The sequence below is a fragment of the Tsukamurella sputi genome, from assembly GCF_007858445.1.
GTDB classification, from domain to species: Bacteria; Actinomycetota; Actinomycetes; order Mycobacteriales; family Mycobacteriaceae; genus Tsukamurella; species Tsukamurella sputi.
The window spans coordinates 744013-758670 of the sequence record NZ_VIGV01000001.1 but is presented as its reverse complement, the minus strand read 5'-3'; the positions used below and the strand labels follow the sequence as shown (position 1 = coordinate 758670).

Annotated in this window: 18 protein-coding genes; 7 read left to right on the top strand and 11 right to left on the bottom strand. The window is 71.1% G+C overall.

Annotation, left to right across the window (positions count from 1 at the left end):
• Positions 1-117 precede the first annotated feature (117 nt).
• Both FK268_RS03660 and FK268_RS03655 read right to left on the bottom strand, forming a co-directional pair.
• On the bottom strand, positions 118-1470 hold the full coding sequence (locus tag FK268_RS03660) for an NAD-dependent succinate-semialdehyde dehydrogenase (RefSeq protein WP_146431190.1): 1353 nt from the start codon (positions 1468-1470) through the stop codon (positions 118-120).
• A 128-nt stretch (positions 1471-1598) separates the two neighbouring features.
• Positions 1599-1991: a VOC family protein gene (locus FK268_RS03655; protein WP_146431188.1), complete on the bottom strand. Its 393-nt coding sequence runs from the start codon at positions 1989-1991 to the stop codon at positions 1599-1601.
• 59 nt (positions 1992-2050) lie between these two features.
• Here FK268_RS03655 and FK268_RS03650 point away from each other — a divergent pair, with 59 nt between their 5' ends.
• On the top strand, positions 2051-2485 hold the full coding sequence (locus FK268_RS03650) for a DUF6597 domain-containing transcriptional factor (RefSeq protein WP_231706895.1): 435 nt from the start codon (positions 2051-2053) through the stop codon (positions 2483-2485).
• 6 nt (positions 2486-2491) lie between these two features.
• Complete coding sequence (locus FK268_RS24920; RefSeq protein WP_306461485.1) at positions 2492-2704, top strand: helix-turn-helix domain-containing protein; 213 nt, start codon at positions 2492-2494, stop codon at positions 2702-2704.
• Here FK268_RS24920 and FK268_RS03645 read toward each other — a convergent pair.
• The gene (locus FK268_RS03645) at positions 2694-4805 is read right to left on the bottom strand and encodes an SDR family oxidoreductase (protein WP_146431186.1); all 2112 of its coding nucleotides are present in this window, start codon (positions 4803-4805) and stop codon (positions 2694-2696) included. The two genes, FK268_RS24920 and FK268_RS03645, sit on opposite strands and share 11 nt — an antisense overlap.
• A gap of 22 nt (positions 4806-4827) precedes the next feature.
• On the bottom strand, positions 4828-5316 hold the full coding sequence (gene ybaK, locus FK268_RS03640) for a Cys-tRNA(Pro) deacylase (RefSeq protein WP_146431183.1): 489 nt from the start codon (positions 5314-5316) through the stop codon (positions 4828-4830).
• A gap of 512 nt (positions 5317-5828) precedes the next feature.
• Between ybaK and FK268_RS03635 the strand changes: the two genes are divergently transcribed.
• Together FK268_RS03635 and rsrA are read left to right on the top strand one after the other, a co-directional pair.
• The gene (locus tag FK268_RS03635) at positions 5829-6503 is read left to right on the top strand and encodes a sigma-70 family RNA polymerase sigma factor (protein WP_146431180.1); all 675 of its coding nucleotides are present in this window, start codon (positions 5829-5831) and stop codon (positions 6501-6503) included.
• Entirely contained in the window at positions 6500-6781 is a 282-nt protein-coding gene (rsrA, locus tag FK268_RS03630; protein WP_146431178.1) for a mycothiol system anti-sigma-R factor, read from the top strand. The genes FK268_RS03635 and rsrA overlap by 4 nt, the downstream gene beginning before the upstream one ends.
• Positions 6782-6873: 92 nt before the next feature.
• Here the strand turns inward: rsrA and FK268_RS25745 are convergent, their stop codons facing one another.
• On the bottom strand, positions 6874-6948 hold the full coding sequence (locus FK268_RS25745) for a 50S ribosomal protein bL37 (protein WP_371820987.1): 75 nt from the start codon (positions 6946-6948) through the stop codon (positions 6874-6876).
• Positions 6949-7032: 84 nt separating this feature from the next.
• Here FK268_RS25745 and FK268_RS03625 point away from each other — a divergent pair, with 84 nt between their 5' ends.
• A complete protein-coding gene (locus FK268_RS03625) occupies positions 7033-8526 on the top strand; it encodes a sensor histidine kinase (RefSeq protein ID WP_146431175.1) in 1494 nt (497 codons plus the stop codon).
• A 96-nt stretch (positions 8527-8622) separates the two neighbouring features.
• On the opposite strand, the gene FK268_RS03620 is transcribed toward FK268_RS03625, so the two are convergent.
• Both FK268_RS03620 and FK268_RS03615 read right to left on the bottom strand, forming a co-directional pair.
• On the bottom strand, positions 8623-8877 hold the full coding sequence (locus FK268_RS03620) for a WhiB family transcriptional regulator (RefSeq protein ID WP_013125780.1): 255 nt from the start codon (positions 8875-8877) through the stop codon (positions 8623-8625).
• Positions 8878-9251: 374 nt separating this feature from the next.
• The gene (locus FK268_RS03615; protein WP_146431173.1) at positions 9252-10247 is read right to left on the bottom strand and encodes a diacylglycerol/lipid kinase family protein; all 996 of its coding nucleotides are present in this window, start codon (positions 10245-10247) and stop codon (positions 9252-9254) included.
• A 40-nt stretch (positions 10248-10287) separates the two neighbouring features.
• Between FK268_RS03615 and FK268_RS03610 the strand changes: the two genes are divergently transcribed.
• Positions 10288-10758, top strand: a complete 471-nt coding sequence (locus tag FK268_RS03610; protein ID WP_146431170.1) for a hypothetical protein — start codon at positions 10288-10290, stop codon at positions 10756-10758.
• Between the two features lie 6 nt (positions 10759-10764).
• On the opposite strand, the gene FK268_RS03605 is transcribed toward FK268_RS03610, so the two are convergent.
• The gene (locus tag FK268_RS03605; RefSeq protein ID WP_438695964.1) at positions 10765-11379 is read right to left on the bottom strand and encodes an acid phosphatase; all 615 of its coding nucleotides are present in this window, start codon (positions 11377-11379) and stop codon (positions 10765-10767) included.
• Positions 11380-11416: 37 nt separating this feature from the next.
• Between FK268_RS03605 and FK268_RS03600 the strand changes: the two genes are divergently transcribed.
• Positions 11417-12235 (top strand): ParA family protein, encoded by an 819-nt coding sequence (locus FK268_RS03600; protein WP_146431164.1) that lies wholly within the window; start codon positions 11417-11419, stop codon positions 12233-12235.
• A gap of 12 nt (positions 12236-12247) precedes the next feature.
• Here the strand turns inward: FK268_RS03600 and FK268_RS03595 are convergent, their stop codons facing one another.
• The 3 genes from FK268_RS03595 to FK268_RS03585 form a co-directional block, all read right to left on the bottom strand.
• Positions 12248-13492: an Rv3212 family protein gene (locus FK268_RS03595; protein WP_146431160.1), complete on the bottom strand. Its 1245-nt coding sequence runs from the start codon at positions 13490-13492 to the stop codon at positions 12248-12250.
• A gap of 36 nt (positions 13493-13528) precedes the next feature.
• Positions 13529-13756 (bottom strand): DUF3107 domain-containing protein, encoded by a 228-nt coding sequence (locus tag FK268_RS03590; RefSeq protein ID WP_146431157.1) that lies wholly within the window; start codon positions 13754-13756, stop codon positions 13529-13531.
• Between the two features lie 84 nt (positions 13757-13840).
• Positions 13841-14512 (bottom strand): ferritin-like fold-containing protein, encoded by a 672-nt coding sequence (locus FK268_RS03585; RefSeq protein ID WP_146431155.1) that lies wholly within the window; start codon positions 14510-14512, stop codon positions 13841-13843.
• Between the last annotated feature and the right edge of the window lie 146 nt (positions 14513-14658).

Sequence of the window (14658 nt, the reverse complement as noted above, 5' to 3'; positions counted from 1 at the left end):
TTCCAATGATTATACGGATTGCTAACCGCAATCACAGTCGCGGAGGTGTGACCTCGACGGCGTCCGCACGCCGTGCGGGCGGTTCCCCGTCGGCCCGGGAAACCGCCCGGCTCGGGGTCACCGGATGGTGCGGATCAGCTTCTTGTTGAGGAACTCCTCGATGCCCAGAGGGCCCAGCTCGCGGCCGAAACCGGAGCGCTTCACGCCGCCGAAGGGCAACTCGACCCCCTCGGCGAGCGAGCCGTTGACGAAGACCATGCCGGCCTGGATCCGGTCCGCGACGCGGGCGGCCTGCTCGGGGTCGGTGGTGAAGACGTAGGAGCCGAGGCCGAACGGCGTGTCGTTGGCGAGCTCGACGGCCTCCGCCTCGCCGTCCACCTTGAAGACGGTGGCGACGGGCCCGAACAGCTCCTGGCGGAACGCGGGGTTGTCCTCGGTGACGTTCGTCAGCACGGCCGGCGGGTAGTAGGCACCGTCGCGCTGCCCCTCGATGGTGAGGTCCGCGCCGGCCTCCACGGCCTGGGTGATCTGCTTCTCGAGGTTGATCGCGGCCTGCTCGGAGGACAGCGGAGCGATCCCCTCACCCGCGGACAGGAGCCGCGCGGTGAGCCCGGAGAGGAAGTCGTCGTACAGGTCGGAGGCCACGATGAACCGCTTCGCGGCGTTGCAGGCCTGCCCGGTGTTCTCCAGGCGTGCACCGGCGGCCGCCTCGACGGTGGCGTCCATGTCGTCCGTCGAGAGCACGATGAACGGGTCGGATCCGCCGAGCTCGAGTACGCACTTCTTGAGGTTGCGGCCGGCGACCTCGGCCACCGCGGCGCCCGCTCGCTCCGAACCGGTCAGGGAGACGGCGGCCACGCGCGGATCGGCGATGATATCGGCGGCCTGCTCGTTGGTGGCGCGGATGTTGACGTACGCGCCCGCGGGGAGACCGGCCTCGGTGAAGATCAGCTGCAGCGCTTCGGCCGACTCGGGGCACTGCGGCGCGTGCTTGAGCAGGATCGTGTTGCCCGCGGCCAGGTTCGGGCCCGCGAACCGCGCCACCTGGTAGTACGGGTAGTTCCAGGGCATGATGCCGAACAGGACGCCGATCGGGGAGCGGCGGATCACGGCGCTGCCGCCGCCCTCGAGTACGTCGATCGGCTGATCGGCGAGGAACTTCTCGGCGTTGTCCGCGTAGTACTCGTAGATGGCGGCGGAGAAGTCCACCTCGCCGAGTGAATCCTCCAGCGGCTTGCCCATCTCCCGCTGGATGATGCGGGCGAGCATCTCCCGTCGTTCGGTGTGCAGCTCGGCGACGCGGCGCACGAGCGCGGCCCGCTCCGCGACCGTCGATTCCTGCGGCCACGTCCGCGCGGCCCGCGAGGTGGCGTCGAGCGCCGCCTCGACCTCGGCGGGCTCCGCGGTCGGATAGGTCTGCAGTACCTCGCCGGTGGCGGGATCGGTCACCGCGTACTGGATGTCGGCCATCGTCGGATCTCCTCGTGGGGGACGGGAACGGTTTCCCCTCCCACGATAGGCAGATCGACGCCTCCGCGCGCCCGCTCGGCGGGACCCACCCGCGCCTGGACCTCGGGACCTCCCGCGCGCCCGTGGGGCTACTGCGGCGCGAAGAGCTGCACCTGGTAGCCGTCGGGATCGACGACCCCGGCGTACCGCTGCCCCCACGGGGCGTCGAACGGGTCCATCGCACTCGGGCTCCCCGCGGCGACGAGCTCGGCGTGCACCTCGTCGACGACCGACGGTGAGGAGCACTTCACGCACAGTGTCGCGTTCTGGCCGGGCTGCTTGACCCAGTCCGGTTCCATCGAGCGCACCACCGCGACCGTGTCCCACATCAGGCGCATCCCGCCCGGGAGCGCCGCCTCGACGTGCGGTTCGTGCTCGGCACCGTCGGGGATGTCGAGTCCCAGCCTGCGGTAGAAGGCGAGGGATGCGGCCAGGTCCTCGGTCACCATCCCGATGGCGTCGAAGCGCAGTCGTTCAGTCATGCGGCCACGGTATGTCGCGGCGCGGCCCGAGTCTTGAACGTTTCGGACATACTCGAACCGTGTACAGCGAACGGCCGGCGGCGATCCCCGGAGCGGTCCGGTGGACGTCGGTGGGCGGGGCCGGCACGTCACTGATCCTGCCCGACGGCTGCATGGACGTCATCGTCATCGACGGCGCGCCGATCGTCGCGGGGCCGGATGCCGTCGCGGCCCGCGTGGTCGTGGCCGACGGTGCGCGCCTGGACGGCGTGCGCTTCCCGCCCGGGATGCTGCCGCAGCTGCTCGGGATCGCCGCGGACGAGCTCACCGGTACGCGCGTACTCCTCTCGGAGGTGCTGCCGCGCAGGAGGATCCCGCGTACCGCCGATCCGGAGGCGCTCGCCGCCGCGCTCCTCGACGGAGTGGTCCTGGACCGTCGGATAGCCGGTATCGCAGCGCGGTTGAGCGCCGGCCGCCCCGTCGGCGAGGTCGCGGCGGAGGCGGATCTGGGGTAGCGGGCGCTGCATCGTCTGGCCCGGCGGTCGTTCGGCTACGGTCCGAAGACCCTCGCGCGGATCCAGCGCTTCCAACGCGCAGTCGGGCCGATCCGCGCGGGCCGGGGCCTGGCGGAGGTGGCGGCGTCGTCGGGCTACGCCGATCAGGCGCACCTGACGCGGGAGGTGCGCGCGCTCACCGGAGCCCCGCCGAGCTCCCTGCGCGCGGCTACCAGTTGATCCCCGGCAGCCGGTTGAGGGTCTTGCGGGCGAGGCGCCGCAGGCCCTGGTCGCCGGAGATGCCGAACAGCGGGCTGACCGCCGCGGTGGAGATGTCCTTCGAGAGGTCCTTGGTGGCCGCACGGGTGGCCGCGAGCCGTCCGCGCGGCGTATCCACCTCGGCCACATCGACTTCCAGGACCTTGGCCACACCCTCGTCATCGCCCTCCGGCTCGGGGAAGAGCAGGTAGCCCTGGTGCTGCGCCGCCGCCGCGATCCGCGGCGAGAGGAACTGGCCGAACTGTGCGAGCGTGCCGAGCGGGGTGTCGATGCGGCGCGGCCGCTCGATGATGGCCCGCACCACGATCTGACCGGCCTTCTCCACCGACAGTGCCATGGCGTTGTCGTAGGCGTCGGTGGGCTCGATCATGCGGGTACGGGTGAGCGGCATGTGGATGTTGGTGAAGGTCACGTGGTCCGACATGGTCTCGGCCGCGGTGATGTCGCTGAAGGCCTCGAGCGCGGACTTCGACGCGATGTAGGCCGCGAACCGCGGGCCGCGCACCTGCACGCCGATCGACGAGATGTTGACCACGTGCCCGGACTTGCGGGCGATCATGTGCGGCAAGAGCTCCAGGATCAGGTACACGGCGCCGAAGTAGTTCACTGCCATGGTGCGCTGGTAGTCGTGCGCCCGGTCGACGGAGTTGATCGTCGCGCGGCGGATCGATCGTCCGGCGCTGTTGACCAGCACGTCCACGTGGCCGTGCTCGGCGAGGATCTGGGCGACGGTGGTGCGCACGGCCTCCGGATCGGTCACGTCGCACTGGTAGGCGCGGACGGTGCCCTTCGGCACCCCGGGCATGCCGGGCTCCGCCTCGATGCGCTGCACCGCATCGGCGAGGTCCTCGGCCTTGCGCGCCACGATGTAGACGTCGGCCCCCTTGAGCACCGCCTGTTTCGCCGCCTCCCGGCCGATGCCCGAGGAGCCGCCCGTGAGCAGGATGTGCTTGCCCACGAGGGGGCCGCGCGGATCGTCGCGGCGGTTGCGCGCCGGGTCGAGGTGCTCGGCCCAGTACCGGAACAGGCGCGGCCCGTACGACTTCAGGCGCGGCAGGGCGACCCCGTACCTGCTGAGCGCGCGGTAGGTCGCCTCCGAGTCGAACCGGGTGTTGTAGAAGGGGTGGTCGAGGATCGACGGGGGGATCCCGATCTGCCGCGCGACGGTGTCGCGCAGCGCCCGCACCTCGTTCCGGCGGCCGATGCGTGCGGCGAACTCGCCGAGCGGCGCGCTGGGAACGGGCAGTGTCTTCGGGCCCGAGAATGCGGGCGCGATCGCCTCGTAGATCGTGGCCATGCTCTGGCCCTTGGGGTCCGCCAGGTGGTAGACGGTGCCCGGCGCGGGCGGCGCCGTGACGAGTGCGACGATGCCCGCCGCGACGAAGTCGACCGGCACGATGTTCGTGTAGCCGAGGTTCGCGAAAGGCACGTGCAGGTGGTGCGGGATGGTGCCCATCAGCCGCAGGAACGGGAAGAAGTAGTACGGGCCGTCGATCTTGTCGATCGCGCCCGTCGTCGAATCGCCCACGACGATCGCCGGGCGGTAGATCTGCCACGGCGCACCGGACTCGCGGACGAGGCGCTCGGCCTCGTACTTGGTGCGGTGGTACGGCGTGGGGAAGTGCTGCGCCACGTCGAAGTCGGCCTCCGAGAACCAGCCCTCGTGGTTACCGGCCACCGCCAGCGACGAGACGTGGTGGATCGTCGCGCCGAGCCTTTCCGCCAGCTCCAGGGTGTTGCGCGTGCCCTCCACGTTGGTCAGTTGCTGGATCTCCTCCGACGCCTCCATGTCGTAGACGGCGGCCAGGTGGATCACGTGATCGACGTGCTCCGGGAGATCGCCGGGCGTGATGCCGAGGCCGGGCTGCGTGACGTCGCCCGCGACGGGCACGACCTGCGGCGCCAGCTCGTGGCCGAGGTCCGCGATGAGCCGTTCGAACCGGGGGAGCGAGGAGTCGCGAACCAGCAGGAAGATCGTCGCGTCACGGTCCGCGGCGGCGAGCCGCGCCACGACCGCACGGCCGATGAAGCCCGTCCCGCCGGTGACGAAGTAGCTGGCCATACTGCGAACTTACCCGGTCGGTTCAGGGGGCTGCTATGGGCGCTACCACGGCCGACGTCGCGGCGACCAGGTCCGACGGTGCCAACTCGACCTCGAGGCCCCGTCGGCCCGCCGAGCAGAAGACGGTCCCGAAGCCCAGCGCGGACTCGTCGACGGCGGTCGGCAGGCGCTTGCGCTGCCCGAGCGGGGAGACTCCGCCGAGCACGTACCCGGTGACCCGGCGGACGTCGGCGGGGTCCGCCATCGCCGGCCGGTGCAGGCCGAGCGCGGCCCCCGCGGCCTTGAGGCTGAGCTTGCCGGAGGTCGGCACGATCGCCACCGCGAGCTGCTTCCCGTCCCCTATCACCAGCGTCTTGAACACCCGCGCCGGATCGTGCCCCAGTGCCTCCGCCGCCTCGCCGCCGAAGGATTCCGCGCGGGGGTCGTGGACGTACTCGTGCACCTGGAAGTCGATGCCCGCCGCCTGCAGCGCCGCGATCGCGGGCGTCGCAGCGGCGTTCTTCTTACCCATGACTGCCAGTGAATCATGCGTGCACCGTAAGACGATGTGTCATGCACGAACGGCAGGATCGTCGTAGGAGGTAGCGGCCCTCGCGGCAGATCCGGAGGACCGGCGGAGATCGCTCGGATTCGAGAAGACAGGGATGCGATCCGTGCGTGGTATCCGAGCAGACCCGCCACGTACGCGGACGATCCCGCGCGGGATGCGCGGGAAGCCGCCGCGTATCCCGCGCGCCTGTGCGTACGTGCCGCGTGCGCACCGTCGTGCGTCCTGCGCAGATGGACGCGTGGCGTGCGCGGATACCGCCCGCCGCAGCGATCAGGATCGATGTGGCGGTGAGCACGGCTGTACCGAGCGATCGAAGACGTCCATGGGGCGCACCGCCGACGTTCGCCACGGTTCGGCGCCGCCTCCACTGATCCGGATACGGCGGGAACAAGCCGGCCGACGGCGCTGTTGCAGAGGTCGTGAGTGCAGGTAGCGGCGCAGCGGTCCTCGAACGACCGGTAGCCTTCGACGGTATGACCGACGGGGACATCACGCACGTGGCGGAACTGGACTCGGCCCCGGACGAGGTGACCGAGACGCCGGAGCAGCTCACCGCCCGTTTCGAGGCCGAGGCGCTGCCCCTGCTGGACCAGCTGTACGGCGCCGCGCTGCGGATGACGCGCAATCCCGCCGATGCGGAGGATCTGGTCCAGGAGACCTACGTGAAGGCCTACAGCGCCTTCCGCAGCTTCAAGAAGGGCACCAACCTCAAGGCGTGGATGTACCGCATCCTCACCAACACCTACATCAACGGCTACCGCAAGAAGCAGCGGCAGCCCGCGCAGTACCCCACCGACGAGATCACCGACTGGCAGCTCGCGGCCACGGCGGAGCACAGTTCCACCGGCCTGCGCTCGGCGGAGATCGAGGCGCTGGACGCACTGCCCGACGATGAGATCAAGCAGGCTCTCGCGAAGCTCCCGGAGGAGTTCCGCATGGCGGTGTACTACGCCGACGTGGAGGGATTCCCCTACAAGGAGATCGCCGAGATCATGGGGACGCCCATCGGCACGGTCATGTCGCGGTTGCACCGCGGCCGGCGGCAGCTGCGCGCCGAGCTGGAGGGCGTCGCGCGCGAGCGCGGCTTCCTGCGGGGGCAGGATTCCGACGGTGCCGAGGGCTCCGCCGAGCAGGAGGATGAGAAGTGACGTACTCGTCGGACGGCAACCCGGACCTGGAGCTCGATTGCTCCGCCGTGATGGCGGACATCTGGCTGCTCCTGGACAACGAGTGCGATTCCGAGGCCAAGGAGCGGCTCAAGGCTCATATCGACGGCTGTTCCCAGTGCCTGTCGCACTACGGCATCGAGCAGCAGATCAAGTCGCTGGTCAATCGCAAGTGCGGGGGCGAGCGCGCCCCCGAGGGGCTGCGCGAGCGGCTGACGATCAGCATCCGGCACACCGAGGTGCGCTACCGCTCCGAGTAGCCGCACCGCCGCCGTCCGTACCCGGGACACCACGAGGGCCCGTCGACCATGTCGACGGGCCCTCGTGTGCAAGTGCAGTGAATCCTGATGGCTCAGGAGTTCGGACGCTTGCCGTGGTTGGCGGCGTTCTTCTTGCGCCCGCGCTTCTTACGTCCACGCTTTCCCATGGCGGTCTCCTTCCTGTCCCGAGCTGATTCGCAGTACCGGCTATTGTTTCACGACGGCACCGACGACGACAAAAAGGCGGTCCCATGGCCTCCCTCGCCGACCTCCTGGCGATCCACACCGACCTCCCCGGTCGGGCCGCCCGCCACCTGCAGCGCATCGCGGGCGAGTGGCAGTTGCTGGCCGACCTGTCGTTCGCCGACCTGCGGCTGTGGGTGCGCAACGATCCCGAGGGCGACAGTGCCGATCCGGCGTACATCTGCATCGCGCAGTGCCGGCCCAACACCACCTCCACCGTGTACGACTCGGACGGGGTGGGCGTGGTGGTCCCTCCCTGGGAGGCGCCCACGCTGCACGCCGCGTTCGAGGGGGGCGTCGTGGTCAAGGGGGTGACCCCGGCGTGGACCGGACCCGCGCGAGTGCGCCGCGAGGCCGTACCGGTCCCGTCGAACGGCGAGGTGATCGCCGTCCTGACCCGCGACTTCAACGTCACCCACCCGCGCACCCCCAGCCCCCTCGAGGTGGCGTACACCGAGTGCGCCGACGACTTGTGCACGATGGTCGCCGAGGGAACCTTCCCCGAACCCGAGGAACTGCCCACGGGGGAGGCCGAGCCGCGGGCCGGCGACGGCTTCATCCGCCTCGACGCGGGCGGCCGCGTCGTCTTCGCGAGCCCCAACGCGCAGTCCGCGTACCGGCGGATGGGCGCGCATACGGACCTGGAGAGCAGCGAGCTCGCCGAGGCCACCGCCGAACTCGTCGGCGACAGTTTCGAGTCCGAGGACCTCGCCGCCGCCCTCGACGGTGCGCTGCGCCGCGGCGAGGGCTCGCGGATCGAGCTCACCAAGGGCGGCGTCACCGTCGTCCTGCGCGTCCTGGGGCTGCATCCGGGAGGCAGGCACGACGGTGCCGTGGTCCTGCTCCGCGATGTCACCGAGCTCAAGCGCCGTGACCGCGCCCTGATCTCCAAGGACGCGACGATCCGCGAGATTCACCACCGCGTGAAGAACAATCTGCAGTCGGTCTCCGCGCTCCTGCGGCTGCAGGCGCGCCGCACCCGCAACGACGAGGCGAAGCGCGCGCTACTGGAGTCCGTGCGCCGGGTGGCGTCGATCGCCCTGGTCCACGAGACCCTGTCGATGAGCGTCGACGAGCACGTCGACATCGACGAGGTCATCGACCGGCTCATCCCGATCATGGGCGATGTCACGCCCGCCGGCGGCTCGGCGGCGGTCACCGTCGTCCGACGAGGCGACGTGGGTCTGCTCGACGCGGATCGCGCGATGCCGCTGGTGATGGTGGTCACCGAGCTGATCCAGAACGCGATGGAGCACGCCTACGAGCCGGGGGAGTCGGGCACCATCGAGCTGCTCGCGCACCGGTCCACGCGGCTGCTGGCGGTCACGGTGCGTGACGACGGTGCCGGACTGCCGCCGGGTTTCAGCCTCGGGGGCTCGGACCGGCTGGGCCTGCAGATCGTCCAGACGCTGGTGAAGTCCGAGCTGGGCGGCGAACTGACGCTGACCAGCCGCGAGCGCGGCACCGACGCGCAGCTCCACGTGCCGCTCCAGCCCGCCTGACCGGGGGAGCCGGGCCGTCGGGCCGGGCCTGCCGTACCCCGGACACGCCGAAGGCCCGGTGGCGGGCCACCGGGCCTTCGTGCGAAGCGGACCGTCTCAGACGGCGGTGCGGGTGCGCGTGCGCGCGTTACGACGCTTGAGTGCGCGACGCTCGTCCTCGCTCATGCCGCCCCAGACGCCGGCGTCCTGACCGGACTCGAGGGCCCAGGACAGGCACTCGGCGGTCACCGGGCAGCGGTTGCAGACGAGCTTGGCGTCCGCGATCTGCGCGATGGCCGGACCGCTGTTCCCCACGGGGAAGAACAGCTCGGGATCCTCGTCGCGACAGATGGCCTTATGGCGCCAATCCATGTCAGTACACTCCTTCAGGCGCGCGGGCGCGCCACTCATCGCAGGTGCCTATCCGGCACCGAATTTCCAGGCTGTTAACGCGGGGGGAACCGAACTGTTTCCGCGTTGTTACGTCATGAATATTTCCACGTTCCCGGCAGGAGTCAATAGATTCCGGCTCAGAGGTGGGGGATCTCACAGCGGGGGCGGTGAGGACCCCCTTCCGAGCGGTGGGCTACACTCCAGCCGGTTCAGCGGCGTGCCCGCAAGAATATCCGCATACGCTGCGGCTTTGCAATAGGTTTCTGTACGGTCGTGATGAATCGCTCAAATCCGGCCGTCCTATTGCCTCACCCGGAGTCCGCGGGGAAGCCCCGCGGCGGAGCCGGGAACGATCAGCGCACGCGCGGCAGCGGAGGCAGGTCGGCGACCACGCGGATCCGCTCGGGGGAGTACCAGAACCGGACCTCCGTGCGATCGCCGAGGTGATCCCCGTCGACCTGCGCGGGCACCGGGATCGCGCTGCTCACGCGCAGTTCGGGCAGGTCGTCGTGCCGGACGAGGTGGCGCACCGTCGGCCCCTTGGTGCGACGCGCCGAGAGCATCTGCCGCACCAGCATCAGGTTGGGGATCGTGCGCATCGAGCGCGATGCGAAGACGCCCAGTCCGGTGCCGTAATCGGTCCCCGGGTTGGTGAACACCGCGCGATTGTTGAGGAAGGTCCAGGGGCTCGCGTTCGAGACGAAGGCGAAGTGCACCCCGTCGACGTCCTTCCATGTGCCGGGTTCCTCCCCGGGCAGGTGGACGGTGAGCTGCGGCTCGCGGCGCGCCGCCGAGAAGAAGGTGCGGATGGACGTGCGCACGTACCGCGAGGAGGTGGCGGCCTTGCCCTTGGCGCGCAGCGCCTCCATGTTGGCGATGACCTCGGCGTCCACTCCCATGCCGGCGTTGAACAGGAAGTAGCGCTCGTCGGCGCAGCCCAGGCCAATGGTGCGGAAGCTGCGCCGCGCCAGCAGGTCCGTGAGGTGGACGGTGGCCTCCTCCGGGTCCCGCGGCACGGCCAGGGACCGGGCGAAGACGTTCGCGCTGCCGCCGGGGATCACCGCGACCGCCGGCAGTTCGTCCGCGGGCACCGGCGTGGGACCGTCGGGAAGGCCCTCCCGCCCGAGAACGCCGCAGACCACCTCGTTGACGGTGCCGTCGCCGCCGTGCACGATCACGAGATCGGTGCCGTCCGCGCGGGCCGCGGCGGCGAGTTCGGCCGCATGACCACGGTGTTCGGTCTGTGCCAGGGTGACATCGAGCGTGGACGCCAACGCCATGGCGACGAGGTCTCGGCCCGCTGCCGTGATCGAGGTGGCGTTGGGGTTGGAGATCAACAGGGCGCGCACACAGAGCAGCCTACCCACGACGCCCCGATACCCTGGGGTCGTGACATCGACCAACGGAAGCGGCGGCGACGCCCGCCCGGCCGCCACCCGCTCCCGGACGAAGCGCTCGGGCGACACGCGCACCGCGGCCCCGGGCACCGTCCTGGCGGCGGGGTGGCTCGTCGCGATCGAGGGTGCGGTCGCACTCGTCGTCGGCGTCGTCGAACTCGTCCGCGGCATCGCCGGGACCGCCTCCACGACGACGGGCGCCTACGGGCTGGCCTTCTGGATGATCCCGATGGGCGCCGCGGTGCTCGCGGGCGGCATCGCGCTGCTCCGCGGGAAGCGATGGGGGCGCACCATCGGCGTTCTGACCAATCTCCTGCTCGGATTCACCGGCATCAGCGGCGCGTTCGCGCAGAGCTCGCCGGTGCTCGGCTACCCCCTGCTCGCGCCGGCGGTCGTCGTGCTCGTCCTGCTGTTCAGCCCGCCGACGGTGGCCTGGCTCGAGGGCGAGTACCGCCGGGACTGACGGCGCTCAGCGGCCCGCGTAGTGCGCCGCGGCGTAGCCGGTGAGGCCGAACCGGGTCAGTTGGGGGACGTCGTCGCGGTCGTAGCCGAAGACGGCGGCCGAGGCGGGCAGGATCATCACGTTGCGGCCGAAGGCGAGGGGCTGCCGCAGGAAGCGCGCCGTCAGGACCCGGCCCAGGTGCCCGTGCGCGACGAGGACGACGTCGCCGTCGGCCATCGCGGACCGGGCCCGATCGAGCACGCGATCCACCCGCGCCGTGACCTGCTCCGGTGACTCGCCGCCGGGTGCGCCCGCCGACCAGACCGTCCAGCCCGGATCGTCGACGCGGATCTCCGCGCTGGTGCGGCCCTCGTAGTCGCCGTAGTCCCATTCCGCGAGGTCGGGGTCGACCGCGGTCACCGTGAGCCCGGCGAGCTCCGCGGTGGTGGCGGCGCGGGTGCGCGGACTCACCAGCACCGTCGGACGATCGAGGGCGAGGTCGTCGAGGACCGGTCCGAGGGCGCGGGCCTGCTCCTCTCCGGTCGCGGTCAGCGGGACGTCGGTGGCGCCGGTGTGGCGTCCGGCGCGCGACCATGCGGTCTCGCCGTGGCGGATGTACACGAGGCGGTGGGGCTGGCTCACCCGTTCATCGTCGCGCATCAGTGGGTACCCTCGCACCATGACCGGTGCCACGCCGTCCGACGGCGCCCCCTACGTGCTCGCCGTCGCCAATCAGAAGGGCGGCGTCGCCAAGACCACGACCGTCGCCAGTCTCGGCGCGGCACTCGTCGAACTCGGTGCCCGCGTGCTCGTCGTCGACCTCGATCCGCAGGGCTGCCTGACCTTCTCGCTGGGCCACAACCCCGACCGCATCGAGCACAGCGTGCACGACGTCCTGTTGGGGGACAAGGGCATCGACGACGTCCTCCTGGAGACCGAGGACGGCGTCACCGTACTGCCCGCCACGCTGGACCTCGCCGGAGCCGAGGCGCTGCTGCTCATGCGCGCGGGCCGTGAGTACGCGCTCAAGCGGGCTCTCGCCGAGGTCGCCGACCGGTTCGACGTGGTGATCATCGACTGCCCGCCCAGCCTCGGCGTGCTCACGCTCAACGGGCTCACCGCCGCGGACGCCGTCGCGATCCCGCTGCAGTGCGAGACGCTCGCGCACCGCGGCGTGGGGCAGCTGCTCAAGACGGTCCGCGACGTCCAGGCCATCACCAACCCGGAGCTGAGCATGCTCGGCGCGATCGCCACCCTCTACGACGCGCGCACCACGCACAGCCGCGACATCCTCTCCGACGTCGCCGATCGCTACGACCTCGCCGTGCTCTCCCCGCCGATCCCGCGCACCGTCCGCTTCGCGGAGGCCAACGCCGCCGGCCGCACGGTGCTCGCGGGCCGGAAGAACAAGGGCGCCACCGCTTACCGCGAGCTGGCGCAGAGCATCAAGGGCCACGTCTCCGACGGTGCACCCCTGGTCACCTGGTCCGCCGAGTAACAGCGGCGGGCGTCAGGCCGCGCGGTAGGCCTGGACCGTCGATCCCCACTGGGCGATCAGGGTGTCGCCGGCCTGCGCGAGCAGCACCGGCCCCTCGGTGTAGCCGGGCTTGTCGACGGGGGTGGAGCGGGTCAGCGCGTGTGTTCGCAGGTCGTAGGCGCTCAGCGACGTGGGGCCGGGCACCACGAGCTGGCCGCCCACCACGGCGCCGGGGCCCAGCGTTCCGGGGATCACCATCGACGCCGTCAGCGACGCCGCATCGACCACCACCGTCGAGGTCCCGGTGTAGAACGAGGCGATACCGGCCTCCGTCACCACGGGCACGGACCGCGGGGCGCCGCCGGGCGAGGTGGTCACGTCCACGGTGCGCGACGCGCGGCCCTGCGGATCGACGGTGACGACCCGCGCGGGTCGACCGTCCTGCGCGGGCACGTAGACGACGGCGCCGGTCGAGGTGGCGGTGATCAGCCGGGCGCGGTCCGCCCCCTCGGGCGCGGCGGCGCCGAGGTCGGCGGCGACCGCGGAGGAGGTCTCCTGCGGCTCGGCCGCCTCCTTGGGGGAGGCTCCGATCACGGTGAGCCGCGGAGCGGCCTCGGTGGGGCAGGTCTCGAGCACGGCGATCGACGATCCCGCGGGGAGCGCGGAGCCGATGGTGCACCCGGAGCGGGGCTGCACGCCCGGGTTCACGGGCACGTCCGGCTTGCCGTACTCGACGGTGCGCACCAGGTCCGAGCGGAAGACGTCCACCCGGGTGGGGCCCTGGGCCACGGCGTAGTTGCCGTCGCCCGTGAGCGTCACGTCGTGGTCCTCGCGGCTGGTGCGGCTGGCTTTCCTCTTCCCCGTCGTGGGATCGAGCGCCATCACCTCGCCGCAGCCGCGCACGTCGCGGTAGAAGGCCAGGGCCAGTCCCGCGTTCTCGATGAGGCCGCAGACGTCGGTTTCGCGCTGGTAGCGCCAGGTGCGCTGCCCCGTGACGGGGTCGTGGCCGGTGACCTCGCCGCCGCGAGCGAGCACCAGACCGCCCGACGCGGCCAGCGTGAGCGCCGGCCGGTCCGACTGTGCGGTCCACGCCGCCCGGAGCGTCGCGGGCAGCTCGACGAGGGTGCCGGGCACGGTCGACGGCGCGGGTGCCGTCTCGCTGACCGACTTGCTCGCCGAACCCGCGTTCCACGCCACGAAGCCCAGGACGACCACCGCGACCAGGATCGCAGCGGAGGCCGCCAGATCGACGCGGGTTCTGCGTTCGGGTTTCACCACGGGCCCGAGCCTACTGGCGACGCGCGCGGGTTCCCGTCAGCTGGCGTTGAAGCCGACCGAGCGGCTCTCGTTCGTACCGATCTCGACGTAGGACACGCGGGCGGCGGGCACCAGGAACCGCTTGCCCTTCTCGTCCGTGAGTTCCAGCAGCTCCGTGCGGCCCGCGAGCGCGTCGCCGACGGCCTTCTTCACGTCGTCCGCCTGGTCCTTGCTCTGCACCACGAGTTCGCGGTTCGAGTCCGCGATACCGATCTTGATCTCCATGCCACGAGGCTATCGGTCCGGGCGGATCGTTGGCGCCGTCGGACCACTGATTTCCGCTGAGGGCAGCGCGCACGCTCCGTCGGCTCAGCTCAGGCCGAGCGTGGCCATCCGCTCCGCGTGCCGGGTCTGCAGCGACTCGAAGAACTGCGCCACGCCCGGCAGGTCGCCGGAGTGCTCGAACAGCAGCGCGGCGAGCTCGTCGCGCGTGGCGAGCACCTCCTGCGCCTGCGTGATCGCTTCGGAGAGCAGCCGCCGCCCCCAGAGGGTGAGTGGCGAGCGCAGGGCCGGGTTGGCGGTGACCGCGGCCCGCACCCGCTCCACCGCGAAGTCCGACTCGCGCGTGTCGGAGAGCACCGCGGCGACGATCGTCGCGGGCTCGCCCGGCAGCGCCCGCGCGACCTCGGAGTAGAAGTCGGCGGCGAGGCCGTCGCCGATGTAGGCCTTGACCAGCGATTCGTTCCAGTTCCGCGGGGTCGTCCGCTCGTGGTAGCGGGTGATCACGGGCACGAACGGCGCGATCGCGGTCGTGACGTCCTGCCCGCGACGGTCCAGTTCCGTCTCCAGCAGCTCGAAGTTGCGCATCTGCGCGGCCGCCATCGACGAGACGGCGATCCGGCCGCGCAGATCCGGCGCCATCCCGGCCTCCTTGGCGAGGCGCTCGAAGGCGGCGAGCTCGCCGTACGCCAGCACCGCGAAGAGGGCCGCGACGCCCGGGTGTTCGGCGCTGTTTCCCCGGTCCTGCGGCTGTTCGCTCATGGTGCACATGCTAGTGCGGGGCGCTCCGCGGGGTACGATGGTCGGTAGCGATCGATTTCGGTCGCCGGTAGTTGTGCGCGCACTCCGCCTCCGTCGCCGAACGGCAGGGGCGTCGAGGCGACGATGACGGCCCGTGAGCGGGCCGG